The 24,013-nt window shown below is 60.2% G+C and carries 21 protein-coding genes; 6 read left to right on the top strand and 15 right to left on the bottom strand.

Annotation, left to right across the window (positions count from 1 at the left end):
* Positions 1-62 precede the first annotated feature (62 nt).
* Positions 63-995, top strand: a complete 933-nt coding sequence (locus I2I01_RS03130) for a hypothetical protein (RefSeq protein WP_196284952.1) — start codon at positions 63-65, stop codon at positions 993-995.
* 13 nt (positions 996-1,008) lie between these two features.
* Here I2I01_RS03130 and I2I01_RS03125 read toward each other — a convergent pair whose 3' ends face one another.
* The 5 genes from I2I01_RS03125 to I2I01_RS03105 form a co-directional block, all read right to left on the bottom strand.
* Positions 1,009-1,572: a pseudouridine synthase gene (locus I2I01_RS03125; protein WP_196284951.1), complete on the bottom strand. Its 564-nt coding sequence runs from the start codon at positions 1,570-1,572 to the stop codon at positions 1,009-1,011.
* Between the two features lie 141 nt (positions 1,573-1,713).
* Positions 1,714-2,718: an OmpA family protein gene (locus I2I01_RS03120; RefSeq protein WP_196284950.1), complete on the bottom strand. Its 1,005-nt coding sequence runs from the start codon at positions 2,716-2,718 to the stop codon at positions 1,714-1,716.
* A gap of 27 nt (positions 2,719-2,745) precedes the next feature.
* Positions 2,746-3,570, bottom strand: a complete 825-nt coding sequence (locus I2I01_RS03115; RefSeq protein WP_196284949.1) for a polysaccharide deacetylase family protein — start codon at positions 3,568-3,570, stop codon at positions 2,746-2,748.
* Positions 3,571-3,742: 172 nt separating this feature from the next.
* Entirely contained in the window at positions 3,743-4,822 is a 1,080-nt protein-coding gene (locus I2I01_RS03110) for an OmpA family protein (RefSeq protein ID WP_196284948.1), read from the bottom strand.
* 216 nt (positions 4,823-5,038) lie between these two features.
* Complete coding sequence (locus tag I2I01_RS03105; RefSeq protein WP_196284947.1) at positions 5,039-5,911, bottom strand: aldo/keto reductase; 873 nt, start codon at positions 5,909-5,911, stop codon at positions 5,039-5,041.
* A 201-nt stretch (positions 5,912-6,112) separates the two neighbouring features.
* On the opposite strand from I2I01_RS03105, the gene I2I01_RS03100 reads away from it, so the two are divergent.
* Both I2I01_RS03100 and I2I01_RS03095 read left to right on the top strand, forming a co-directional pair.
* Positions 6,113-7,204, top strand: a complete 1,092-nt coding sequence (locus I2I01_RS03100) for an adenylate/guanylate cyclase domain-containing protein (protein WP_196284946.1) — start codon at positions 6,113-6,115, stop codon at positions 7,202-7,204.
* Positions 7,205-7,390: 186 nt separating this feature from the next.
* Positions 7,391-8,668 (top strand): MFS transporter, encoded by a 1,278-nt coding sequence (locus tag I2I01_RS03095; RefSeq protein WP_196284945.1) that lies wholly within the window; start codon positions 7,391-7,393, stop codon positions 8,666-8,668.
* Between the two features lie 98 nt (positions 8,669-8,766).
* On the opposite strand, the gene I2I01_RS03090 is transcribed toward I2I01_RS03095, so the two are convergent.
* The 9 genes from I2I01_RS03090 to I2I01_RS03050 form a co-directional block, all read right to left on the bottom strand.
* The gene (locus I2I01_RS03090; protein WP_196284944.1) at positions 8,767-9,486 is read right to left on the bottom strand and encodes a hypothetical protein; all 720 of its coding nucleotides are present in this window, start codon (positions 9,484-9,486) and stop codon (positions 8,767-8,769) included.
* A gap of 93 nt (positions 9,487-9,579) precedes the next feature.
* Positions 9,580-10,182: a histidine phosphatase family protein gene (locus tag I2I01_RS03085; protein WP_196284943.1), complete on the bottom strand. Its 603-nt coding sequence runs from the start codon at positions 10,180-10,182 to the stop codon at positions 9,580-9,582.
* Between the two features lie 268 nt (positions 10,183-10,450).
* On the bottom strand, positions 10,451-11,125 hold the full coding sequence (locus I2I01_RS03080; protein ID WP_196284942.1) for a hypothetical protein: 675 nt from the start codon (positions 11,123-11,125) through the stop codon (positions 10,451-10,453).
* Between the two features lie 272 nt (positions 11,126-11,397).
* Positions 11,398-12,723, bottom strand: a complete 1,326-nt coding sequence (locus tag I2I01_RS03075; protein WP_196284941.1) for an esterase-like activity of phytase family protein — start codon at positions 12,721-12,723, stop codon at positions 11,398-11,400.
* Positions 12,724-12,882: 159 nt separating this feature from the next.
* Positions 12,883-13,797, bottom strand: a complete 915-nt coding sequence (locus I2I01_RS03070; protein ID WP_196284940.1) for a DUF6438 domain-containing protein — start codon at positions 13,795-13,797, stop codon at positions 12,883-12,885.
* Positions 13,798-13,876: 79 nt separating this feature from the next.
* Complete coding sequence (locus I2I01_RS03065) at positions 13,877-17,311, bottom strand: methylmalonyl-CoA mutase family protein (protein WP_196284939.1); 3,435 nt, start codon at positions 17,309-17,311, stop codon at positions 13,877-13,879.
* A 120-nt stretch (positions 17,312-17,431) separates the two neighbouring features.
* Complete coding sequence (locus I2I01_RS03060; protein WP_196284938.1) at positions 17,432-18,322, bottom strand: carboxypeptidase-like regulatory domain-containing protein; 891 nt, start codon at positions 18,320-18,322, stop codon at positions 17,432-17,434.
* A 139-nt stretch (positions 18,323-18,461) separates the two neighbouring features.
* Positions 18,462-18,869 carry a GlcG/HbpS family heme-binding protein gene (locus I2I01_RS03055; RefSeq protein WP_196285563.1) on the bottom strand — a complete coding sequence of 136 codons (408 nt, stop codon included), beginning with the start codon at positions 18,867-18,869 and terminating at the stop codon, positions 18,462-18,464.
* Between the two features lie 79 nt (positions 18,870-18,948).
* The gene (locus I2I01_RS03050) at positions 18,949-19,806 is read right to left on the bottom strand and encodes a hypothetical protein (RefSeq protein WP_196284937.1); all 858 of its coding nucleotides are present in this window, start codon (positions 19,804-19,806) and stop codon (positions 18,949-18,951) included.
* A gap of 153 nt (positions 19,807-19,959) precedes the next feature.
* On the opposite strand from I2I01_RS03050, the gene lepA reads away from it, so the two are divergent.
* Positions 19,960-21,747, top strand: coding sequence for a translation elongation factor 4 (gene lepA / locus I2I01_RS03045; protein WP_196284936.1), 1,788 nt, complete (start codon positions 19,960-19,962; stop codon positions 21,745-21,747).
* Positions 21,748-21,799: 52 nt separating this feature from the next.
* On the opposite strand, the gene I2I01_RS03040 is transcribed toward lepA, so the two are convergent.
* Positions 21,800-22,204 carry a DUF5684 domain-containing protein gene (locus tag I2I01_RS03040; protein WP_196284935.1) on the bottom strand — a complete coding sequence of 135 codons (405 nt, stop codon included), beginning with the start codon at positions 22,202-22,204 and terminating at the stop codon, positions 21,800-21,802.
* A gap of 120 nt (positions 22,205-22,324) precedes the next feature.
* Between I2I01_RS03040 and I2I01_RS03035 the strand changes: the two genes are divergently transcribed.
* Together I2I01_RS03035 and I2I01_RS03030 are read left to right on the top strand one after the other, a co-directional pair.
* Complete coding sequence (locus I2I01_RS03035) at positions 22,325-23,224, top strand: bifunctional 5,10-methylenetetrahydrofolate dehydrogenase/5,10-methenyltetrahydrofolate cyclohydrolase (protein WP_196284934.1); 900 nt, start codon at positions 22,325-22,327, stop codon at positions 23,222-23,224.
* A 204-nt stretch (positions 23,225-23,428) separates the two neighbouring features.
* Positions 23,429-24,010 carry a 7-carboxy-7-deazaguanine synthase QueE gene (locus I2I01_RS03030; RefSeq protein WP_211537790.1) on the top strand — a complete coding sequence of 194 codons (582 nt, stop codon included), beginning with the start codon at positions 23,429-23,431 and terminating at the stop codon, positions 24,008-24,010.
* Positions 24,011-24,013: the final 3 nt, after the last annotated feature.

The raw sequence follows: 24,013 nt of genomic DNA, 5'->3' as shown, positions 1-24,013 counted from the left end.
CTTAGCTTTAACATGTTGATGCCTTGTCTCAAATGAAATTTATTGACTCTTCTCTTTTCTCGATGAATCCACTCACTCTCTTCACCCGCCGTCAGTTCTGCCTGTTGCTGCTGGTACTCCTGCTGCCCAGGCTCGGGCATACCCAAACGGCTGCCACCCCTTACCCCGGCCTGGTGCAGCCCGCCGACGCACCGGTGCCCCTCTACTGCACGCCCGGCACCGAGGCGCGGGCGGCCGCTATGGCCGCCCGTTGCGCGGCTGCCCTTAAGTGGATGCAACAGCCCGCGCAGCTGGGCTTTGCGCCCCGCGTGACCATGCTTGTGCTGGGCAAAGCCGACTGGGCGCGCTACGCTGGCAAGGGCCAAGTATTAGGAATGCCGCACACCAACGGCCCCGCCGTGCTGGTGGTGGCGGGCGAAGATAATGAGCTGTGGCAGCACACGCTGCCGCCCACCGACCAGCTGCCCGCCGCCCTGGCGCAGCGCGTAAAAACGCTTTACCGCACCCCAACAGGTCAGCTCTCGGCCGGCAAGATGTTCGACCTGACGGTCGTGCACGAACTGGCTCACTTGGCCTACCGGCAGGCCCGGCTCAACCGCCCGCGCTACTGGTTGGAAGAACAGTTCTGCAACCTGCTGCTGCATACCTTCATTGCCAGCCAGGAACCGGCCCAGCTACCCGCGCTCGAAACTTTCCCCGAAGCCGTGGTGCAGGGCACCGACCGGGCCACCCTTAAGTATACTTCGCTAGCCGACTTCGACCGGTATTATAACCTGATGGAGCGCGAGCAGCCCATGCTCTATGGCTGGTACCAGTGCCGCCTGCACCGGGCCGCCGCCCGCATCTATGATGCTCAGCCCGACGGCCCGCATGCCCTGCACCAGCTGTGGGTGGCCCTGAAGGATAGCCAAGCCACCTACACCGATGCCCAGCTGGCGGACATGCTCAGAACCAAAGTAAGCCCCGAACTGGCCCAGGTACTAACGAACTGGTAGCCCGCTGGTCAGCTTAAAATCCGAAGCCCGCGACTTCCCGCACCTCGCCTGCCGCCAGGTCGCCCAGCCAGATGTCGCCCACTCGCACGCGCAGCAAGCGCAGGGTGGGGAAGCCCACCGCCGCCGTCATCTTGCGCACCTGCCGGAATTTGCCCTCCGTCACGATGATGCTCACCCACGACGTGGGCCCGTGCCGGTCGTCGCGGATTTTGCGGGTGCGGGGCGGGAAAACGGGGGCAGGGTCGAGGCGGCGGGCCTGGCAGGGGGTGGTTTGGTACTTCACGCCGTGGATGCCGATTTCGACGCCGGTTTGCAGCTGAGCCAGGGCCGCGTCGGTTACCAGGCCGTCGACTTGGGCGTAATATTCCTTCTCAAAGTGGCGGCTGCGCACCAGTTCGCTGGTGCGCCCGTCGGTGGTGAGCAGGAGCAGGCCTTCGCTGTCCTCGTCGAGCCGGCCAATGGCCATGATGCCTTCGGGGAAATCATAAAATTCGCCCAGCTTCTTCTTCTTGGCCTCGCCCACAAACTGGCTCAGGTAGCCGTAGGGCTTGTGAATAAGAAAGTGGCGGTGCGACATGAAGCAGAAAGCAATAGCGGGAATTTTCAACTCTCAGGCAGCCGGGTGGCAAGAGCCCAGCCTGCTGAACGAAGCCGCAAAAATAGCTTTTGAACTCCGGCTGTGTCCGGCTACCTCGCGGTGGAATCATCAGCCCGTAAGCTACCGCAGCTCTTCAATCTCGACACGCTGGTTGCGGGCGTCGGGCGTGGGATAAAGCAGGTGGGTATCGCCGTAGCCCACGGTTTGGAGCCGGGCCGCCGCGGTGCCGGCCTGCACCAGGTAGGCTTGCACGGTCCGGGCGCGCTGTTCCGACAAAACCAGGTTTTTGGCGGCTTCGCCGATGCGGTCGGTGTGGCCGGCAATGCGCAGGCGCAGCGTGGGCCGGGCCCGAAGCGTGGCGGCGAGCTGGTCGAGGGCCGGGCCGGATTCGGGCTTTAGGACGGCCGTGGCCGTGCGAAACAGCACCGTGGGCAACACCACGGGCGCTGCGCTGGGGCGGGCCACAGCGGGCGGCGCCCGGCGGGGCGCAGGCTTGGGGGCCGCTGGTAGCACCCGCACCGTGAGCGGCACTGGGCGGCTGCGCGAGGTGGCATAGTAGCCCTGCGTCACGTAAAAGGTGGTGGTTTTCTGCAGCTTCACACGGAAACTGTTGCCGCTGGCCAGCTTGTGCTGCCGGGCCGAGTCGGCAAACCACTCCACCTCGCGGCCCGACACGTGCAGCGTGCTCTCGGCCCCGGCGGGCACTGCGGGCGCCGATTTCAGGCGGATGCGGTACAATGTGAACAGGCCGCTGTTGCAGTCGCCCCGGGGCTGGTAGGTGGCGCGGCCGCTGAGGCTTTCGTCGGCGGGGTTGTAGGTGAGGGCGAGGCTACCCTGGCACCAGAAGCCACCCTCGGAGGCGCGCTGGCTGATGATGCGGGCGTGAATGAGGCTAAGCGCGCGGCCGGCTTGCGTGCCGCGCATTTCAAAATCACCCGTAAAATCGGGCCGGGCGTCGCTCCGCTGGTACAGCTCGCCGCTAACGGTGTTGCCCGGCCCGGCCCGCAGCACCAGCTGCGCCGACCAGCTGCCTACCCGCGGCGGCGTCACTTCCACCCCCTGCCAGGTCCCGCTCAGGTCCTGGCCGTGTGCTGGCGCGGCCAGCCCCACGGCCGCACTGCCCAAAAGAAAGAGAAAGGCCGCCTTCAAAGGTTAGGGCTGCTTTTTGGTGGCCCCAGGCATTTGCACCGCCTTTATCTGCTGCGCCACCTCCACCATAGGCGCCACCCAAATATCCTTTTCGTGCGCCTTGAGGTAGCGCAGCAACTGGCGGTGCGCGGGCAACGCCACGTTCAGCGAATGCCCGCCGCCCACGCCATGAAACAGAAACACCAGCAGCGTGTGCGACTGCTGCGCCTGCTTCACCAGGTCAATCAGGTACTGCCCGTTCTGGCCGTTGATGGAGTAAGCGTCCACGTTGCTCAAGTCGACCTGGGCGACGGTTTGCAGGCCCGGCGCCACGCCGCGGGCGGCCACGAAATCGTTTTTCAGCTGGTCGTAGAACTTCACACCGCCAATCTGCAGGTCGCCGCAGGGGTAGGCGAAGGTGCGAGAGGTGCGGCCATCGATGGCAGTGAGAAGCGTGTTGTTGGCCCGGATTTCATCCACGGCCCGGCCTAAGGTGTAAGTGTGCAGGTCGTGGTCGGGCGTCACGAAGGCGCGGCCGGGCAGGCTGCCGTCACAAGGGTGGAACAGGGCGTGGTTGCCCAGCTCATGCCCGCGCTTGGCGGCAGCCCGCCACTCGGGCAGGCGCTTGGTGACCACCGGCGAGGAACCGATGAGGTAGAAGGTGCCCCGCAACTTGGCTGAATCAAGCGCTGGCACCACGTTATCAAGGTCTACGTCGATGGCGTCGTCGTAAGTCAGCACCACGGCGCACTGCTTGTTGTGCCAGGAGTTGGGCGCAGGTGAGGTTTGGGCCGGGGCCGCGCCGGTAGCTAGCAGGCCGATGGCGAGCGCGAGGAGTAGAAATTTCATTACAGCAAAGTGGTTTAGATGCGCACTTCAACGGCCATGCCGAACGCAGGGAAGCATCTTTACCGCAATAGTAAACCCTTTCAATTGGATTACTGCGGCGGCAAAGATGCTTCCCTACGTACGGCATGGCCGTTCTATTTGCTTGCTGGCCACCCTGCCTAAGCCAGCTATTCTACTTCACTTCTTCCACTTCCACGCGGCGGTTGCGCACGTCGGGTGAGGGGTGAAGTGGGCGGGTGTCGCCGTAGCCAATGGTGCTAATGCGCTCGGCTGCAATGCCGGCCTTCACCAGGTAAGCTTTCACCGCTTCGGCCCGCTGCTCGCTCAGTACTTGGTTCTTATCAGGTTCGCCCACCTTGTCGGCGTGGCCCGATACACGGATTTGCAGCGTAGGCCGGCTTTTCAGCTCAGCCGCCAGCTGGTCAAGCGCTGGGCTGGACTCGGGCAGCAATTCCGGCTTGCCCACCTTGAATAGCACCGTGGGCAGCACCACGGGCGTGGTCGAAATCAGGGGCGCGGCCGGGGCGGGGCGGGCCGTATCGGGCGCAGGCACGGGCGGTGGGGGCGGGGCAGGCGTGGCGGTTTTCGGCGGAGTGCCCGTTACTTTGATGGTGACGGGTACGGCCGAGCTTTCCTTGGTGGGGTAGTAGCCCTGCGTGATATAGAAGGTGGTGGTTTTGTTGAGCTTGGTGCGGTAAGTGTTGCCGGTGTTCACCGGCTGCTTCAGTTCGGCGTCGGCGTACCAGAGCACGTTGCGGCCCGACACGCGCAGGCTACTCTCAACGCTAGCCGGCACCGTAGCGGCCGATTTTAGCTTGACGCGGTAGAGCGTGAGCGTGCCCACGCTGCAATCGTTGTGCGGGCGGTAGGTGGCGTGGCCGGTGAGTTTCTCCAGGGCCGGGTCGTAGGTGAAAGTGATGGAGCCGTCGCACCAGTAGCTGCCGGGCGTCCAGCCGGTTTCGTTCAGCTTGTTCACATGCTCCAGGCGCAGGCCCGTGGCGGTGCGGGTGCCCTTCATCTGGAAGGTGACCGTGACATTCGGTTGGTCGCCCACTTCTTCGTAGAGAATGCCAAAGGCATCCGGGCCTTTGCCTTGCTGCAGGCGCAACAGCGAAGGCCAGTATTTGTCGGGTTGGGAAGTTTCGTTTTCCACGCCCTGCCAGATGCCCGACAGGGAGGGGGTGGCGGTTTGGGCTTGGGCAGGGGCCGACAGGAACAGGGCCCCGATGCCATACCAAAAGCAGCGTTTCATTGCGGCAATCAATAAGCTCAGTAGATGGGTGGATGCGCTAATAGACGCAGCGCCAAAACCGAGAGTTGCCCCAGAAAGGTGCCCGACCAAGCAGAACCATTTCAGAACGTCATGCTGAGCGCAGCCGAAGCATCTCGCGTGCTGAAGTAAATAATTACTCCTGCGGCAGAGATGCTTCGGCTGCGCTCAGCATGACGTTTTTTTCAATGCATCCAGCTACCCCAGGTACGCCATGTCCTCGGCGCTGAGCTGGATTTCGGCCGCTTTCAGGTTCTCACGCAAGTGCGCCAACGACGACGTGCCGGGAATGGGCAGCAGCCAGGGCGACCGGTGCAGCAGCCAGGCAATGTTGAGTTGGGCCTCCGTCACGCCTTTTTGCCGGGCCAGTTCGGCCAGCCTGTCGCCGGCTTTGGGCAGGCCATGCACCAGCGAAAAGAAAGGAATCAGTGGAATGCCGTGCTTCTCGCACAAATCCAACACTTCCTCGCCGCCGGGGTTGGCGCCGTGAGGCAGCGTCACGGTGGTGCGCTGCGCGTAGCTGTACATATTCTCCACGGTGGCAATAGGGCCTTGCTGTAGCCCGGCTTCCAGCTCGGCGCGGGTCACGTTGCTCAGCCCAACGTGCAGGATTTTGCCTTCACGCTGCATCTCAAACATAGCCCCCAGCTGCTCATTCAGCGGCACCGGGCCGTGGCCCATCAGCCGCAGGTGTACCAGCTGAATCTGCTCGCGCCGCAGCGTGCGCAGGTTGTTGTCGATGCTGGTGCGCAGGTTATCGGGGGTGTTGAAGGGCACCCAGCTTTTGTCGGGCCGGCGGGTGGCGCCCACTTTGGTGCAAATCACCAGGTCGGCCGGGTAGGGGTGCAGGGCCTCGGCAATGAGGCGGTTGGTCACGTCTTCGCCGTAGTAGTCGGCCGTGTCGAGGAAATTGACCCCACTGGCCACAGCGGTTTTCAGGATTTCCAGCGCTTGCGAGCGGTCAGCGGGCTCGCCCCAGATGTCGGGGCCGGTGAGGCGCATGGTGCCGTAGCCCAGGCGGCTGACGGTGAGCGGCTGAGCGGAGTGTTGGGCAATGGTGATGGTGGACATGAGAAAGGTTGAGGTATTTGGATAAGGGGAGGACGGTTTGGCGGCCGGGATATTTGACACACGAAAAGCCGTCTGTCATGCAGCGCGCAGCAAAGCATCTCTACTGTAGAGTAATTATTTACTTCAGCACGCGAGATGCTTCGCTGCGCGCTGCATGACGGGGCATGCTTGGCAGAAAGATTGATGCGAACTTCGCCCCCCATGAAGTCTTACCACTCGCCCTGGCAGCGCCCTTTGCAACGGTTCTACTGGCACTCGGTGCTGGCCCTGACGGTCTTTTTCATGGTGGGCACCCTGCTGTTGGTGCTGCTGGTGCGCGGCACCTTATCGGGCGCCGACATACGGCTGGCCCTGCAAGTGGGCGGGCCGGTGGGCCTGCTGGTGGCCGCTCTGGAGGTGTACGTGTACCCGCCGCTGTTTGCGCGGCTGCGGCTGGGCGCGCGGCTGGCGCTGGGCCTGCTGCTCTACTTGGCAGGCTTCTGGCTGCTGCTATTCCTCATCCGCCGCATCTTTGCGCCGGGCCCCGGCAATATTCTGCTGGATGCCCTTGATGCCGAGGGCTTCCGGGGCTGGCGCAGCCTGGCTGTGGGGCCCGAGGGCCGGGCCTTCGTGCGCCTGCTCACCGGCTACGGCATCCTCAGCTTGTTTACCTCGCTGCTCTACCAACTCAGCAACAAGATTGGCCGGCCGGCCTTGCTGCGGTTGTTTCTGGGCCGCTACCACCACCCGGTGGCCGAGCAGCGCATCTTTCTGTTTGTGGATGTGAAAGGCTCGACCACCCTGGCCGAGCAGCTGGGCAACGAGCGGTACAGCCAGTTTATCCGTGACTTCTTCTTCGACATGGGCGCGCCCATTGTGGCGCACCGGGGCGAGATTTACCAGTACGTGGGCGATGAAGTCGTGGTCACCTGGGAATGGAAAACCGGCATCGGGCGGGCGCGCTGCGTGGGCTGCTTCTTCGCCATGCAGCAGGCCATCGACCTGCGCCGCACCTACTACCTGCGCACCTACGGCACCGTGCCCGTCTTCAAAGCCGGCCTGCACGGCGGCCCGGTGATGGCCACCCAGGTGGGCGCCGTCAAAACCGAACTGGTGTTCCACGGCGACGTGCTCAACACCACCGCCCGCATCGAGGCCCAGTGCAACGCCCTCCACAGCCGCCTGCTGCTTTCTGCGTCGCTCTACGACGCCCTGCCGCACCCGCCCGAATTCCGCTTCGAGGCCAAGGGCGAGTTTCCGTTGCGCGGCAAGGCCGGCACGGTGGCCTTGTATTCGGCCGAAACCAAGGCCTGAGAAATCGGACGGCGGCTGGTTACCGAGCCGCGCGGAAGCCACCCGCCGATGCTAATTCCCCGGCGCTGTCGGGCTGAGCAACCGCAACTTGCGTGCCTCCAAGCTTGTGCTGCTTCCGCTACAGCTGGGCCGGGCTGCCAACCTTTGGCTTGAACCGACAGTTCTACTCGCTGAAACCAAGCCGAAATGGACCTCACCGAAACCCCTGCTCGCACCCGGCCCTACGTCATCGCGTGGGTATTCTCGCTCATTTTTTACTTCCTCGAATACGCCGTGCGTTCCGGGCCGGCGGTGATGATACCGGAGTTAGCGCGCACGTTCGGGGTCGATGCGGTGGGCGTGGGGGCCATTTTGGGCACGTATTACTACACCTACTCGGTGACCGGCCTGGTGGCGGGAGTGGCCCTCGACCGCACGGGCGCGAAGTACGCGCTGCCCACGGGCATTGCCATGGTGGCGCTGGGCTGCCTGCTGTTTGCGCTGCCCGGGGCCACGGCCGGCAACAGCGGCCGGCTGCTGCAGGGCGCCGGGTCGGCGTTTGCGTTCACGGGGTCGGTGTACCTGGCGTCGCGCGGGTTTCGGGCGCAGTCGTTGGCCACGGCTATTGGGGCCACGCAGTGCCTGGGCATGCTGGGCGGGGCGCTGGGGCAGTCGCTGGTGGGGCCGCTCATTCACGGAGGTTTCGACGTACGCGTGTTCTGGGTGTTGATGGGCCTGGCCAACCTGGCCACCGGCGTGGCCTTGTACTTCATCACCCCCAACGATGCCAACGAGCAAGCCCGCCAACCCGCAGCGCAAGGCGGCCTGCTGCAGCCCTACAAAATCGTGTTCAGCAACCCGCAGTCCTACCTCTGCGGCCTGGTGGCGGGCTTGCTGTTTGCGCCCACTACCATTTTCGCCATGAACTGGGGCGTGGCCGCCCTGCAGCAGGACCAGCGCCTGAGCTACGCCGCTGCCATCTGGGCCTGCTCTATGGTGCCGCTTGGCTGGGTGGTGGGCTGCCCGGCACTGGGCTGGCTGGCCGACCGCCTGGGCCGCCGCAAGCCGGTTATCTGGCTGGGGGCTGGCGGCATGGTGCTGCTGGGCCTGCAGCAGCTCTACCTGCCCGCGCTGCTGCCGCTGCCGGTCAGCCTGCTGCTGTTTGGCATCGCCTCGGGCGCGGCCATGATTCCCTATTCCATCATTAAAGAAGCCAACCCCGACCACGTGAAAGGCAGCGCCACCGGGGCCATGAACTTCCTCACCTTCGGCGTGTCGGCCGTGCTGGGGCCGCTGTTTGCCCGCCTCTATGGCCAAAGCCTAGGCCTGGCCGACCCCGCCGCGCACTTCGAACGTGGCGGCCTGTTCTGGATAGCCTGCACCTGCCTGGCCCTCTTGGCCAGCCTGCTGCTGCGCGAAACCGGGGCCGCCGCGCGCCCGGCAACCTCAATGCCGGCCACAAATCCCAGCCCAGCCCTGACCTAATCCAACTCAACGGTTTGGGCACAATTCGCTTTCGCTCAAGAAGGCCGCGACGTAGCAGCAAGCGCCCACGCCGGGTGGTACCGCCGGCAAGTGCGGCTTCAGTCCCGTTGTACCATCACCAGCCAGTTCGACTGCCGGGCCGTTTCGCTGCGGCGGTGGCCCAGCCTTACCACCTGGCCACCGGCCCGGTACCAGCCTTCGTCCCAGTCGCCCATGTCGAGGTAAAGCGCATTGTGGGCGCCCAACTCCCGCAGGTCGTCGCCAAATTGCCTTAGGGTGAGGTTGTCGGCCACGCTTTCCACCACCGCATACCGATGGCCCGCCATTTCTACCAGCGCCCGGCGTTGAAACACGCTGCCGCCCGCCGCATGCACGCTCCGGCCCTGGTACACCAGCAGCTCCTGGAGCAGCAGCGTGCCCTGTTTTCGTTGAATGCGTTCCATTTCCGTGCGAAGCCGTGGCTGCCCTTCCGGAATCCGGCTTATCGTGAGGCTGTCGCCCACCAGCGTCAGCATGCCGTTCAGGAATCCCACTTTGGCGCGGGCCTGTAGCTCGCGGCCGTTGCACACCAGCAAATCCAGGGGCTGGTTGGTGTCCAAATCGGTGTAAGCGGCAGCCACGCTCAGCTTGTTGCGGTCGTCGGCCACGTCTGGCCGGGTGGTTACGAGCTGCAGGGCCAGGCCCTGGGGGTGAAAAAGGGAATACTGGTTGCCGTTGGCTGTGGTTTTGCCTTCCAGCCGCACCGCGGGCGCCCGGCTGCTACAAGCCCAGAAGGCCGGCAGCAGGCTTAGCAGTAGAAGGTTATTGAGGGCGCGCATAATCGCAAATAAGGGCCACGCGGGCCAAATTGCCGCAAGTGGTTGCAATTACCCAAAGCGGCACTCGGTTCGAAATTTCCTTGAGCTGCCGACTCACGCGCCGGGTTGAATCGGTTCCGGCTCAATGCCTTGCCGGCTCTTTTTGAGCACCGGCTGTTTGGCCTTGCCCCCGGGGCGGCCTTTCTTGAAGGTGATGGTCCAGATGCTGTCGTAGTCGTCATCGGGCCATTCCTGCGGCTCGGCAATGCCCAGAGCCTCGGCAATGCGCACAATGTTGTGATGCTCCCACACCAGCAGCACGGTGCCGCGCAGGCGTCGCAGCTCCTTCACCAGCCCCTTCACTTCATCGGGTGCGTAGTCGCTGTTGATGGTCAGGTTGTGTTGCACGGCGTAGGGCAGCACGGTTTGCATCATGCGCACGCGGGTGGTTTCTTCCTTGTCGGTGCCGATGCACGGCACATAAGTGAAATCGGGCGGCCGGGGCAGGAGTTCGTTGAGCACGTCGGGCAGGGCCAGCGCCCGCGCCAGGCCTTCGGCCGAAAGGTTGTCGCCCTCGGTGGGCTTCTCGCCGTGCCGGATAATCACAATCCGCAGCAGAGGCCCTTTGGGTATGGGCGGCGCCTTGGGTTCTACCGGGTTGAGGTGGTAGAGCAGCAGCAGTTTGGCCCTGTCCAGTTCGTTGAAATGGGTAATCATGAAGCGCAAGCAAAAATTTATGAAGCGGTAGACGGGCAAAGTAAGCCCGCACTACGCTAGCTGCGGCATACTTGCCCGCCGGTATCAGGGTTGCAAACACGGCCCCGCCCGGCCCCCTAGCCGTGGCAATGGCGCTGAAGCGGCACAGCAACTGTACTGCCACGCAATTGGCGCTGCGGCTGGCTAAGGAGGTATTAAAAAGCCCGTAGAAAAAACTACGGGCTTTGTAAGTCTGCTTCACCAAAAGAGCTCCCGGGCATTGCCGGTTTTAGCTTTTCTTCTTGGCATTAAACTGCTTGTCAACCTTTTTCAGCAACATGCCAACCTGACCTTTATAATAATAGATAAAGGTTTCGCTGAAATCATCGAAAACGTACTTGTCGCCGCTGTTCAATTCTTGTACGTACAGGTCAACCGAGGTCGTAGTCATCACCCGGGTACTTCCCCCGGGACTGCCCGTGCCGATGGTGTTGCCGGTGGTGCCCTGAAAGGTCCCGTCCGCCACCGAGTTGAAGGAACTCTGCATGAGCATGTACTTGTACCCGTGCTCCTGGTAATAAGCCACCGAGTCCAGCGTCGTGATGCGGTGCGCGTAGGGGTAAAGCTTCGCGGCTTCCTGCAACTGCTTATTGGCCTCCGGAAAAACATCGTTGTGCTTTTTCTTGAGGAAATAATTGCGGCGTTGGATGCCCCAGCCTTTAGGGCCTTCGGGGGGCAACGTCAAGGGCTGGTACTTCACAAACAGCAGCTTTTCCTGCGGCAGGTCGTCGGGCAGCTTCTTTTTGATGACGCCGTTCGACTTCTTAAGGATGGCACCCGGCGACGTGTCCGGGCTGGCCGTGGGCATGGGCACCGGCTGGAGCATGGCCGGAGCCTGCGAAAAACCGGGAAGTGCCAACGCAATGGCGGCGCAGGTGCAGATGAGGGTAAATGGTTTTTTCATGCGATGAGTTTTAGCTTGAAAGGTAGGCGAAAGAAGGCCAACCTCAACATTGAAACACCATCAACAGAAGCGACAGTCTAAGTTGCTGGTTAATGGATCCCCCGCGCCCTTCGCTGCCACTTGCGTGGCGGGGGAGGCGAGTGAAGCTACCTGCAAAGCGACAAAATAGGACGGTTGCCGGGTGCCCTAAACAGGGTAAGGCTGCCAGAACGAATTCCGACAGCCTTATCGTAGTCCTTGGTGCCTTGGCCTTTGCTGCCGGCTGTAACCCCTTAGCGCAGGGGCGTTTTGAGCTTCACGAAATAAATGCGGTTCAAATCCACCTTGCCGGTGGCGGGCAGGGTTTTGGTCGCAAATCCATTGGCTCCGTTATCCACCACGCCAAAATCGTCGTCGTTGGAAATGGCCAGCATGTCGTTGCCGATGATGGTGAGGCCCTCGGCTTTGTCGTGCGGGTATACGGGCGAAATGTCGGTGAGCAGGTCTAGCACCAGCGTTTTGGTTACCGGCACGATGCCGGCCGTAGTCAGACCGGCGCGGTCTTTCAACTGCTCCACCGTGAGGCCGCCGTAGAGCTTGCCGGCGGCAGTGTTGGCGGCATCGGAGATGTCCGTGGCGCCGGCGAGGTCGAATTTATACACTCGCTTAAAAGTGGCCGGCGACGTTGTATTGCCCCCGTAGAGCCCGTCGCGCTCCAAGGCCAGAAAAGTGGTGTTGGTGATGGCCACAATTTCGCTGCACCCGGTCAGGCTGGCGTTTTCCATCAAATAGGCAAACTGCTTGGTGGCGCCGGTGGCGATATCGAACGTGAGCACGCGCAACACCACCGAACCCGAAACGGCGCTCGACGACGGGTTGTACAGGGGCGACTGCATGAGGCCCACCAGCGTTTTGCCATCGGGCGTGATGGTCAGGCCTTCCATGCCCCGGTTGGGGCGGCGGCGGGCCAGCACCAGGGGCAGCGTGCGGCCCCCGGTGCCTGTGCCGAAGGGATTGATGCGCTCGATGGTTTTGCCGGTGGCATCGAAATGGGCGATGTGTGGGCCGTACTCGTCGCTAATCCAAAAGGAGCCATCGGCGGCCAGTACGAGGCCTTCCGAGTCGATGCCGTCGGCGCTGGGCGCGAGGGCCTGGCCCGTGAGGTCGAGGGCAGTTTCGCCGGTGCTGCCTTGGCCGGAAGGGTTAGGGAGGCCGGTGAGGGGCTGGCCCGCCGCGTTTTTCAGCAGGATGGTTTGCTCCAGCGTTAGCTGCCCGTCTTTCATCCGGAACTTGCCAATCTGGGGCGTAAAGTCGGCTTTGCCGAAGATGATGGAGTTGGCTGCCACCCCCGCCGCATTCGGGCCGCGGTCGGTAAGCAGGTAAAACACCGCGGGGTCGTTGGGGTCTTGGGCAATGGACGAGCCAAAGCCGCCATTGTAGAGCACCGTCCCGTTCGGAGCCGTCGACAGCACCCTAGGGTTGGCCGCTTCGGCAAAAGCCGGGTAGGTGATGGCTGGCGTTGTCACCTGGTCATCATCCTTTTTGCAGCTGCCGAGCAGGGCGCTACCAACCAGAATACCACCAACAACCCGAAGCAACGGGTAAGACTTAATTTGCATAAAGCGGGTAAGAAAAATGAATTATCCCGCAAAGCTCCGCTCGTGGTGTTTCTCTAATATTATGGTTGCGCTATGGTTGTTTGGTAGCCAGTTGGTAGGTGTTTCCATCCCCCGCGCCCCCGCCGCCTCTTGCGTGGCTGAAGAGGCGGGAGAAGCTGCTCAGAAATTTCTCAATCCGAACAAGAAGCTGTAAAGGGTCGCAAGTCCAAATGTTCCTTGTAGCCCGTAATCTTCTATTTCTTTAGTTTGGCCATTAGTGTAACGAATGGTCAAATAAGCAGTTTGCGAATCAGTATAATCAACTTGATAATTATCTTCTAGTAGTGGCAAATTAAGATTAGTTAATAGTTTGTTTAAATAATTGAGCTCTGACTTTGTCATTATTAAATTGAAATCGCCCTTTTTTTCGACGTACTCAATCCCCTTATAGCTAACCGAGCCGTCCTGTTTGATAATAAGTTGAAAAACAGGGCATGTCCCAAAATACTGTGTTGTCGAAAACTTGATTGATTCAATTTTGAGTTTTGAAGGATGAGAAGCATAAACTATTGGTTTGGCATCTAGCACAGACAACGTGTCGTGAGTTACAGTGTACGCTAGTCGAATTCCCCAACCTCCGGTCTTCAAACGAGGAATCTTTGCTGTCAAGCAATACATAACTAAGTAATCCAGATTTGACTTCGAGTAGATTGCCCATGACGTTGTACCTCCGTGCATCCAATAATCAAGAGGATGGCCAATATCTACTTTGGAATAGTGCTTATGGTCGCTTGCAAGTATGAGGAATAGGTCATGAACACCTCGTTTGCCCTCGTCAACAGATGCAGCTGCAAATAGGTCTATTTTTCCATCATGATTGAAGTCGGCTTTTAACCAATACTTCGGGTCAGAAGCCGGCAAAGCGGTACTATCTTTTATGATAGAATTTACTTCTTTCAGTTGAAAAGACTTGTAATGATATCTGTGCTTTAGGTAAGCTTCAATACTAGCCTTACTGCGCAAAGTGTCAATCTGAGCATTTGCAGTTGAGTACTGAAGAATCAGCAAAAGTGTTAGCAAGGATTTCAGTGTCATAAATATCAAACTACCTATAAAAGAAAAGGAAGCTGCCTACACCTAGACAGCTTCCTTTCAGATGCCAAAGACTATAAGATTACATATTCCGCCGGTACTGGCCCCCAACCTCAAACAGCGCGTTCGTAATCTGCCCCAGCGAGCAGAATTTCACCGTTTCCATGAGCTCGGCGAAGAGGTTGCCGTTGGCCACGGCCACTTGCTGCAGGCGCTTGAGGCGGGCCTCGGTCTGGTCGGCGTTGCGGGTGTGCAGGTTTTGCAGCATCTCGATTTGGTACTGCTTTTCCTCCTCCGTGGCGCGGATGACCTCGGCCGGCACCACCGTGGGCGAGCCCTTCGACGAGAGGAAGGTATTCACGCCGATGATGGGGTACTCGCCGGTGTGCTTCAGCATCTCGTAGTGCATGCTTTCCTCCTGGATTTTGCCGCGCTGGTACATAGTTTCCATGGCCCCGAGCACGCCGCCGCGCTCCGTGATGCGGTCAAATTCGGCCAGCACCGCCTCTTCCACCAGGTCGGTGAGCTCCTCGATGATGAAGGAGCCTTGCAGCGGGTTTTCGTTTTTGGCCAGGCCCAGCTCCCGGTTGATGATGAGCTGAATGGCCATTGCCCGGCGCACCGACTCCTCGGTGGGCGTGGTGATGGCCTCGTCGTAGGCGTTGGTGTGCAGGGAGTTGCAGTTGTCGTAGATGGCGTAAAGCGCCTGCAGCGTGGTGCGGATGTCGTTGAAGTCGATTTCCTGGGCGTGCAGGCTGCGGCCCGAGGTCTGGATGTGGTACTTCAGCATCTGGCTGCGGGCGTCGGCGCCGTACTTCAGCTTCATGGCCTTGGCCCAGATGCGGCGCGCCACCCGCCCAATCACGGCGTACTCCGGGTCGATGCCGTTGGAGAAGAAGAAGCTCAGGTTCGGCGCGAAGTCGTTGACACTCATGCCGCGGCTCACGTAGTACTCCACAAACGTGAAGCCGTTGGAGAGCGTGAGGGCCAGCTGGGTGATGGGGTTGGCGCCGGCCTCGGCGATGTGGTAGCCGGAGATGGACACGGAATAGAAATTCCGCACCTTCTGCTGGATGAAGTACTCCTGCACGTCGCCCATCAGGCGCAGGGCAAACTCGGTGCTGAAGATGCAGGTGTTCTGGGCCTGGTCTTCCTTCAGAATGTCGGCCTGCACGGTGCCGCGCACCTGCGTCAGCGTGCGCGCCTTGATGTCGGCGTACACGTCGGCGGGCAGCACCTGGTCACCGGTCACGCCGAGCAGCATCAGGCCCAGGCCGTCGTTGCCGGCCGGCAGCTCGCCCTGGTAGCGGGGGCGGGACAGGTTCTTCTCCGCGTAAATCTGGTCGATTTTGGCGTCGACCTCGGCTTCCAGGCCCTGCTCCTTGATGTATAGCTCGCACTGCTGGTCGATGGCCGCGTTCATGAAAAACGCCGCCAGCTGCGCCGCCGGGCCGTTGATGGTCATCGACACCGAGGTGCTGGGGTTGGCCAGGTTGAAGCCCGAATACAGCTTCTTGGCATCATCAAGGCAGCAGATGCTCACGCCCGCGTTGCCGATTTTTCCATAGATGTCGGGCCGGTGGTCGGGGTCTTCGCCGTAGAGCGTCACCGAGTCAAACGCCGTGCTCAGGCGCTTGGCCGGCAGGCCCATGCTCACGTAGTGGAAGCGGCGGTTGGTGCGCTCCGGCCCGCCTTCACCAGCAAACATGCGGGTCGGGTCTTCGCCCTCGCGCTTGAAGGGGAACACGCCGGCCGTGTAGGGGAATTCGCCGGGGAAGTTTTCCTGCATGGCCCAGCGCAGGCGGTCGCCCCAGCCGGCGTAGCGCGGCGTGGCCACCTTCGGAATGTCGTTGCCCGACAGCGACTTGGTGTGCGTTTTCACCCGGATTTCCTTGCCGCGCACCGAGTACACGTACTCCGGGTTGCGGTAGTTCTGCAGGGTGCTTTCCCAGTTTTCCAGGATGGCCTGGCTGTCGGCGTCGAGGCGGCGGAGCTGGGTTTGCTTGTTCTTGGCAAACTCCTCCACCATGCTGTCGGCGCTCTTTTTCTCGTCGCGGTAGTGCTCTTCGAGCTTGGCAAAGGCGCCGGCTACTTCCGCAATCTGGGCCTGCTCACGCACGCGCTGGTCGTAGGCGCGGTTGGTTTCGGCAATCTCGGAGAGGTAGCGGGTGCGGTGCGGCGGGATGATGTAAATCTTCTCCGAGTCCTCGGCGCTGGTTTCCAGGTGCGAGGCGAAGGTGGCGCCCGTTTTGGTTTCCAGCATCTTCAGCACCGCCCGGTACAGGCGGTTCATGCCCGGGTCATTAAACTGCGAGGCGATGGTGCCGAACACCGGCATTTGGTCGGTGGGCGTGTCCCAGAGGCCGTGGTTGCGCTGGTACTGCTTGCGCACGTCGCGCAGGGCGTCCTGCGCCCCGCGCTTGTCAAACTTGTTCAGGGCAATGACGTCGGCGAAATCGAGCATGTCGATTTTCTCCAGCTGCGTGGCCGCGCCGTACTCGGGCGTCATCACGTACAGGCTGGCGTCGGAGTGCTCGATGATTTCGGTGTCGGACTGCCCAATACCCGAAGTCTCCAGAATAATCAAATCGTAGTTGGCGGCGCGCACCACGTCCACGGCATCCTGCACGTAGCGCGACAGCGCGAGGTTGCTCTGGCGCGTGGCCAGGCTGCGCATGTACACCCGCGGCGAGTTGATGGAGTTCATCCGAATCCGGTCGCCGAGCAGCGCGCCGCCCGTCTTTCGCTTGCTGGGGTCGACGGAAATAATGGCAATGGTCTTCTCCGGAAAATCAAACAGGAAGCGCCGCACCAGCTCATCCACCAGCGACGACTTGCCCGCGCCGCCCGTGCCCGTGATGCCCAGAATGGGAGCTTGGCTTGTTTTGGGTTTTTGGGTTTCGGTGGTTGGCTGGCTCGTGCCGTTCTCAGCTTTCTGGAAATCCGAAACCAACTGCGACTTCACGCGCTCAAATTCCTCGGGGAAGTTCTCGGCGGCCGAAATCAGGCGGCCGATGCTGCGGGCGTCCTTGTCCTGCACGTGCTTGGCTTCACCGTTCAAGTTTTGCCCGGTGGGGAAGTCAGCCTTCTCAAGCAAGTCATTAATCATGCCCTGCAGCCCCAATGCGCGGCCGTCGTCGGGCGAGTAGATGCGAGTGATGCCGTACCCCATCAGCTCCTCAATCTCGCTGGGCAGAATCACGCCGCCGCCGCCACCGAAGATTTTGATATGGCCCGCGCCGCGCTCCTTCAGCAGGTCATACATGTACTTGAAGTACTCGTTGTGCCCGCCCTGGTAGCTGGTAATGGCAATGGCCTGGGCATCTTCCTGAATGGCGCAGTCCACAATTTCCTGCACCGAGCGGTTGTGCCCGAGGTGAATCACCTCCGCGCCGCTGCTCTGAATAATGCGGCGCATGATGTTAATGGCGGCATCGTGGCCATCGAACAAAGCGGCGGCCGTGACGATGCGAACGTGATTCTGAGGCTTGTAAGGCGCGGTGGGAGCGGGGTGCATATAACAAGGAGTAGCGCGGACTTACAGTCCGCGGCTGTGAGGATAGAAAACGCAGGCGAAGGTACGAAAAAGCCCCGGCGAGGGTGGCCGAGGCTTTTCGCACTGCTGAAGAAATGGAGCCTACTTATACTCCTGAACGGCCAGATACATGCTGACATTGACCGGAAGAGTCCGCCACTCTGCCTCACTTTTGTCACGCACCAGCACGCGGTGACCTACCGACGGAAAGGCACCCGGGCCGCTCAGCGCCCCACGTTTGGGGCCGCCTTTGGGGTCCAGCTTTTCTCCTTCCAACCATTGGATACCCGCGGCCACCGTCTGCCCTTTGCGAAGCTCAATATTATAAGAGCGCAAATCCAGACTGGCCCAGCCGGTTTGCTGGCTGGGCAGCGTAAACTGAATATCGTCGGTAAGCAGTTGGCGCGTGGGCTTGTCGTTGGTTAACTCATAGAGGACAAATCGGAACCGGACGGGCTTAAAATCATTCTGGCTGACGTAGAAACGAAAACTGTCGACGTAGCAGCTGCGGCGTACCGGCAGCACTGTGGCCACTTCCCAGCCACGTTCATCGCTGGCCACAGTGAGGGTAGAATCCCGGATTTTAGTAGTCCAATAGGCAATTCCTCCTACCGCAGTTCGGCCCATGATGGCTGGCTTCAACTGGGGATGGCGCACATGCACTTCGTTCAGCGATTGGGCTTGCGGCTGCAAGCGCCAAACAGCCCCCGATTCTGCCCTCAATTGGCCTACCGTTATCCGCAACGCCCGAAAACCAACGCAGGAAATAACTACAGAATCAAGGCTGGGCAGAGTGCTGGGCACCGCAAAGGCAAAGCGTCCGCTTTCATCGGCCGTCGACCCAAGAGCCTTGCCTCTGATGCCAACCGTGGCAAAAGCCACCGGTTTGTCTGAGGAAGCCGCGAGTACGCGTCCTCTTAGCTCCTGCGCCCGAATTGCTAGGTTGGCCCACAAGCAGTTGGTAAGCACTAATAAAAAAAGTCGTTTTAGCATCACAATAGACAAATAGAAACCCCCGCTGCTTTCATCGCTAGGCAGTGGAGGGAGCTAACAATCTGGCGTAAGGTTGCTTTTTTCAACAAAAACGCCCCGGCATTTCGGCCGGGGCGTTTCAAAATCAAATTACAAAAGCCTATTGCCCCTGAATGGCATTCACCCCGGCCTGGGCCACGGCATGGTCGTCCTCCACGGTGCTGCCCGATACGCCGATGGCGCCAATCACACGGTTGCCCGAGTCCATGATAGGGATGCCACCGGGGAAGCTGATGAGGCCGCCGTTGGAATGCTCAATGTTGTAGAGCGGGCCGCCGGGCTGGGCCAGCTTGCCGATTTCCCCGGTGGGCATGTCGAAGTAGCGGGCAGTTTTGGCCTTCTTAATGGAAATGTCCAGCGAGCCCAGCCAGGCGTCGTCCATTCGGGCGAAGGCGGTGAGGTTGGCGCCGGCATCCACTACGGCAATGTTCATTTTGACGCCCATGTCGAGGGCTTTCTGGTGCGCGGCCTTGATGGCGGCCTGGGCCTGTTCGAGGGTAATGCCCATGAAGATGAATCGGAAACGGGTGAGTAGAGACATTCCCGTAACGGCCTAGCCCCGGTTTCGTTTCCCGGCCCGCGCCATCTTATCCAAAATGGTGCGGCGGACTCAGCTCCAGGCGCCAAACAAGGGCGGTTATGACGGCCAGCACCACAAAGCCCCAGGCCACGTGCGTGGGCTGGGCCCCCTGCACCGTGAGGTCGAAAGGGTCGCTGATGCAGCCCAGGATAAGGGAAAAGAGCAGGAGCCCCATTATCAGCAGGTGCAGGAACTCGTACATGGAAAAATAAGGCAGCTTGAAGACGGCAATAAAAAGGCCTCCCAGCAGCCAGGGCGCCATGATGGTACTGAACACCATGCGTCGACGGTTCCGAAACTGCATCAGCGTGTGCGAGTCGTGCGCCTGCAGGAAGGGCACTGTGGCCAGCCGACCGACGATGAGCTGGATGGCTCCCGCCAGCAGGGCCACGGCCGTATTCGCAATGCTGCCGAGGCGCATTATCCAATCGGGCACGTACCAAAAACCCTCCTGGCGTAGCGAATCGGCCAGCAGCGCGCCGAGTATGGCATTGCAGGCGTGAAAGGCAATCCAGAGCAGCAAAAGCTTGAAAATGCCCGGACGAGCCCTTTCGCGCTTCCAGTACCACAGGAATGCCACAAAGCCAAACACCAGGCACAACAGCGGCCCGATGCCGTACACGGCAATGATGCGGTGCTGCGTCCACTCGCCGTCGGCCATGATGTAGTTGATGCGGCTGGGCTCCCAGTTGCCCCGCAAGTGCAAGCGCTTCGACAACGCAAACTTGGCTACCTGGTGCACGCCCCACACGAGGTAATAGGCCAGCACGTAGATGGCGGTGCTGTTGAGGGCCGCCATCCGAAACTTTTGACGGTCGGCGGAGCTGAGTGGGCCCGACTCAATGGCAGAGGCGGTCGGTTGCATGTAGAGATAAAAAAATAGCGCAATCAGGATACAATCGACAAAACTAACCCGGGTCGCCCGATTCTGACAAGCTGAACCTTGATTGGGGCACGGGCGGCGGCTGGCTTTTGCGCCCCGGCCGTCGTACCTTTGGGCTCTGAAAAACCGCCCTCTGTGAAGAATATCCGCAATTTTTGCATCATTGCCCACATCGACCACGGCAAAAGCACCCTGGCCGACCGCCTGCTTGAGTTTACCAGCACCGTGGCCAAGCGCGACATGCAGGCCCAGCTGCTCGACAACATGGACCTGGAGCGCGAGCGGGGCATCACCATCAAGAGCCACGCCATCCAGATGCAGTATCCTTATAAAGGGGAACTGTACACGCTGAACCTGATTGACACCCCCGGCCACGTCGACTTCAGCTACGAAGTGAGCCGCAGCATCGCCGCCTGCGAAGGCGCCCTGCTCATCGTGGATGCTTCGCAAGGCATTGAAGCCCAGACCATTTCCAACCTATACCTCGCCATCGGGGCCGACTTGGAAATCATTCCGGTGCTCAATAAAATCGACCTTCCGCACGCCATGCCGGAGGAAGTGACCGACGAAATCGTGGACCTCATCGGCTGCAAGCCGGAGGACATCATCCACGCCTCGGGCAAGGCCGGCATTGGCATCGAGAACATCCTGAACGCCATCTGCGAGCGGGTGCCCGCGCCGAAAGGCGACCCCAACGCCCCGCTGCAAGCCCTTATTTTCGACTCCGTTTTCAACTCCTACCGTGGCATCGAGGTACTGTTCCGCATCAAGAACGGCACCATGCGCAAGGGCGACAAGCTGCGCTTCATGGCCACCGGCAAGGAGTACGGCGCCGACGAAATCGGCGTGCTCAAGCTCAACCAGGAAGCCCGCCAGGAGGTGAGCGCCGGCGACGTGGGCTACCTCATCTCGGGCATCAAGGAAGCCCGCGAGGTGAAGGTGGGCGACACCATCACCCACGTCAACAACCCCACGCCCGAAGCCATCCAGGGCTTCGCCGACGTGAAGCCAATGGTATTCGCCGGCATCTATCCGGTTGACACCACCGAGTACGAAGAGCTGCGCTCCAGCATGGAAAAGCTGCAGCTCAACGACGCCTCGCTGGTGTGGGAGCCCGAAACCTCGGTGGCCCTGGGCTTTGGCTTCCGCTGCGGCTTCCTGGGCATGCTGCACATGGAAATCGTGCAGGAGCGCCTCGAGCGCGAGTTCAACATGACGGTCATTACGACCGTGCCCAGCGTGCAATTCCACGCCACCGGCACCAAGGACCAGGAACTGGTCATCAACGCGCCCTCCGACATGCCGGAGCCGAACCTCATTAAGCACATCGAGGAGCCCTACATCAAGGCCCAGATTATCACGGCGTCGGAGTACGTGGGTGCCATCATCACGCTGTGCATGGACAAGCGCGGCATCATCAAGGGCCAGAGCTACCTGACTTCCGAGCGGGTGGAAATGAGCTTTGAGTTGCCGCTGTCGGAAATCGTGTTCGACTTCTTCGACAAGCTCAAATCCATCAGCCGTGGCTACGCCTCGCTCGACTACGAGCTGATTGGCTTCCGCGAATCCGACATGGTGAAGCTCGACGTGATGCTGAACGGTGAGAAGGTCGACGCTCTTTCTGCCATTGTGCACCGCTCCAAGAGCTACGAATGGGGCAAGCGCCTCTGCGAGAAGCTGCGCGAGCTGCTGCCCCGCCAGATGTTCGACATCGCCATTCAGGCGTCCATCGGCCAGAAAATTATCGCCCGCGAAACCGTGAAAGCCCTGCGCAAAAACGTAATTGCCAAGTGCTACGGCGGCGACATCAGCCGCAAGCGCAAACTGCTCGAAAAGCAGAAGGAGGGCAAAAAACGGATGCGTTCCGTGGGCTCCGTCGAAATTCCGCAAGAGGCGTTTCTGGCAGTGCTTAAAATTGATTAACGAAAAAAGGCGGCTCCATTGGGGGCCGCCTTTTTTGTTTCTGGTATTTGACTTAATACGAAGTGGCCGGAGCCAGATTTTGATTGGGACCTTCTACCGGACCAACGTATTGCACCTCATTAGAGAAGCCCCACAAGGGAATGAAAATGATGCCCAGGAAAATAAGTGCCAGATAGTTGCCAATGCCATACTTACCATATGCTTTGGCAAAGCTGACATAGAGCGTGATGCCGAAGTAAATATTGACCAATGGGATGAAAAGCAAAATGATTTTCCATGCCTCGCGACCGACAATCTCCTGCATCACAATGATGTTATAAATAGGAATAATGGCAGCCCATCCAGGCTTGCCTGCTTTTACGAAGAGCTTCCAAAGGCCCGCGATGACCAGGATGAATACAGCAAGCTCAATAAGTAGAAAAAAGAGAATGCCAGCTACTGAAGTTTGGTTTTCCATGAAAGATGGGTGGATGAAGATGAAGGCGGAAAAGACGATTGTGGCCGCCAATGTATTGACTATTTGCCAAAACCAAACACTTAAATGACGCTTTGTATGAATAATGACTTTCCCGTAACAATGACCTCCAACCTCATCGACGGCAAGCAAACGGCCGAAGACATCAAAGTTGAAATTGCCGCCGAAGTGACAGCCCTAAAAGCTGCCGGCCAAAAGGTGCCCCACCTCGCTGCTATTCTAGTGGGCCACGACGGCGGCTCCGAAACCTACGTGCGCAACAAGGTGCTGGCCTGCGAACGGGTGGGCTTTGCCTCTACGTTGCTGCGCTACGAGGATGACATCACCGAAGCTGAACTGCTGGCCAAAGTGAATGAGCTGAACCACGACCCTGAAATCGACGGCTTCATTGTACAGCTCCCCTTGCCTAAGCACATCGACCCTGAGAAAGTCATCGAGGCCATCCGGCCCGAGAAAGACGTGGACGGCTTTCACCCCATGAACACCGGCCGCATGGTGGCCGGCTTGCCCGCACTGCTGCCCGCCACGCCCTCGGGCATTGTGGAATTGCTCAGCCGCCATGGCATAAAAACCAGCGGCAAGCACGCGGTGGTGATTGGCCGGTCCAATATTGTGGGCACGCCCGTTAGCATATTACTGGCTAAGAACTTGGACACAGCCAACTGCACGGTTACTTTATGCCACTCGCGTACCGAAAACCTGGCCGAAATCTGCCGCACGGCCGACATTGTGGTGGCCGCCATTGGCCGGCCCGAGTTTGTGACGGCCGACATGGTGCGGCCCGGCGCCGTGGTGATTGACGTGGGCACGACCCGTGTGGCCGACGCCAGCAAGAAAAGCGGCTACGCCCTGAAAGGCGATGTGAATTTTGCCGAGGTGGCGCCCTTGGCATCGGCCATTACGCCGGTGCCCGGCGGGGTGGGCCCCATGACCATTGCCATGCTTTTGCTGAACACTTTGCGGGCCGCGAAGGGTGAAATTTACCCCAAGCCGGCCAACTGATTTTTTAGGAATATTTGGTTATCGGGTTCCAAGGCTGTACTTTTAAAGTCCGGCCTTGGAACACTGTGTTCTATGGTCAGCGTTTGGACTGTTTAGTTTCTAAGCGCGTTTTTAGATATGATAGAAGTGAATCTAATTTATCCTGAAATAATTGTACCTTCCGATGAACGGCAAGCCGGCGAGCAAGGTGTTCTGCTGCCCGTAATGGAGCAGTTCTACACCATTCAAGGTGAGGGATACAACACGGGGAGGGCTGCTTATTTCATCCGGCTGGGTGGCTGCGACGTAGGTTGCCACTGGTGCGACGTGAAAGAATCGTGGGATGCCGATGCGCACCCGCGGCAGTCGGTAGCGCAACTGGTAGAAAACGTGCTGGCCTACCCTGGGCGCAACGTTGTCATTACGGGCGGCGAACCGCTGATGCACGACCTGGGGCCGCTCACGGCGGCGCTGCAAGCTGCGGGCTGCCGCACCTGGATTGAAACCTCAGGCGCCCACCCGCTGTCCGGCAGCTGGGACTGGGTGTGCGTGTCGCCTAAGAAATTCAAAGCCCCGCTGCCCGAAGTGCTGGCCGCGGCCCACGAGTTAAAAATCATCGTGTTTAACAAGCACGACTTCACCTGGGCTGAGGAACACGCGGCCTTGGTACCTTCGACTACGCGCTTATACTTGCAACCTGAATGGAGCCGGGCCACGGCTATGACGCCCGAGCTGGTTGAATATGTGAAGCAGCACCCGCAATGGCAGGTTTCGCTGCAAACTCATAAGTATCTGGACATCCCTTAGCGT

This window comes from Hymenobacter properus (assembly GCF_015694735.1).
In the GTDB taxonomy this organism is placed as follows: domain Bacteria; phylum Bacteroidota; class Bacteroidia; order Cytophagales; family Hymenobacteraceae; genus Hymenobacter; species Hymenobacter properus.
Note: the sequence above shows the minus strand (reverse complement) of the source record. Positions and strands in the feature narration are given on the sequence as shown.

Excerpts from the sequence above, each read along its gene's own strand:
- I2I01_RS03130 (WP_196284952.1), top strand. The coding sequence starts at position 63 with ATGAATCCACTCACTCTCTTCACCCGCCGTCAGTTCTGCCTGTTGCTG.
- I2I01_RS03125 (WP_196284951.1), bottom strand. The coding sequence starts at position 1,572 with ATGTCGCACCGCCACTTTCTTATTCACAAGCCCTACGGCTACCTGAGC.
- I2I01_RS03115 (WP_196284949.1), bottom strand. The coding sequence starts at position 3,570 with ATGAAATTTCTACTCCTCGCGCTCGCCATCGGCCTGCTAGCTACCGGC.
- I2I01_RS03110 (WP_196284948.1), bottom strand. The coding sequence starts at position 4,822 with ATGAAACGCTGCTTTTGGTATGGCATCGGGGCCCTGTTCCTGTCGGCC.
- I2I01_RS03105 (WP_196284947.1), bottom strand. The coding sequence starts at position 5,911 with ATGTCCACCATCACCATTGCCCAACACTCCGCTCAGCCGCTCACCGTC.
- I2I01_RS03100 (WP_196284946.1), top strand. The coding sequence starts at position 6,113 with ATGAAGTCTTACCACTCGCCCTGGCAGCGCCCTTTGCAACGGTTCTAC.
- I2I01_RS03095 (WP_196284945.1), top strand. The coding sequence starts at position 7,391 with ATGGACCTCACCGAAACCCCTGCTCGCACCCGGCCCTACGTCATCGCG.
- I2I01_RS03090 (WP_196284944.1), bottom strand. The coding sequence starts at position 9,486 with ATGCGCGCCCTCAATAACCTTCTACTGCTAAGCCTGCTGCCGGCCTTC.
- I2I01_RS03085 (WP_196284943.1), bottom strand. The coding sequence starts at position 10,182 with ATGATTACCCATTTCAACGAACTGGACAGGGCCAAACTGCTGCTGCTC.
- I2I01_RS03080 (WP_196284942.1), bottom strand. The coding sequence starts at position 11,125 with ATGAAAAAACCATTTACCCTCATCTGCACCTGCGCCGCCATTGCGTTG.
- I2I01_RS03075 (WP_196284941.1), bottom strand. The coding sequence starts at position 12,723 with ATGCAAATTAAGTCTTACCCGTTGCTTCGGGTTGTTGGTGGTATTCTG.
- I2I01_RS03070 (WP_196284940.1), bottom strand. The coding sequence starts at position 13,797 with ATGACACTGAAATCCTTGCTAACACTTTTGCTGATTCTTCAGTACTCA.
- I2I01_RS03065 (WP_196284939.1), bottom strand. The coding sequence starts at position 17,311 with ATGCACCCCGCTCCCACCGCGCCTTACAAGCCTCAGAATCACGTTCGC.
- I2I01_RS03060 (WP_196284938.1), bottom strand. The coding sequence starts at position 18,322 with ATGCTAAAACGACTTTTTTTATTAGTGCTTACCAACTGCTTGTGGGCC.
- I2I01_RS03055 (WP_196285563.1), bottom strand. The coding sequence starts at position 18,869 with ATGGGCATTACCCTCGAACAGGCCCAGGCCGCCATCAAGGCCGCGCAC.
- I2I01_RS03050 (WP_196284937.1), bottom strand. The coding sequence starts at position 19,806 with ATGCAACCGACCGCCTCTGCCATTGAGTCGGGCCCACTCAGCTCCGCC.
- I2I01_RS03040 (WP_196284935.1), bottom strand. The coding sequence starts at position 22,204 with ATGGAAAACCAAACTTCAGTAGCTGGCATTCTCTTTTTTCTACTTATT.
- I2I01_RS03035 (WP_196284934.1), top strand. The coding sequence starts at position 22,325 with ATGACCTCCAACCTCATCGACGGCAAGCAAACGGCCGAAGACATCAAA.
- I2I01_RS03030 (WP_211537790.1), top strand. The coding sequence starts at position 23,429 with ATGGAGCAGTTCTACACCATTCAAGGTGAGGGATACAACACGGGGAGG.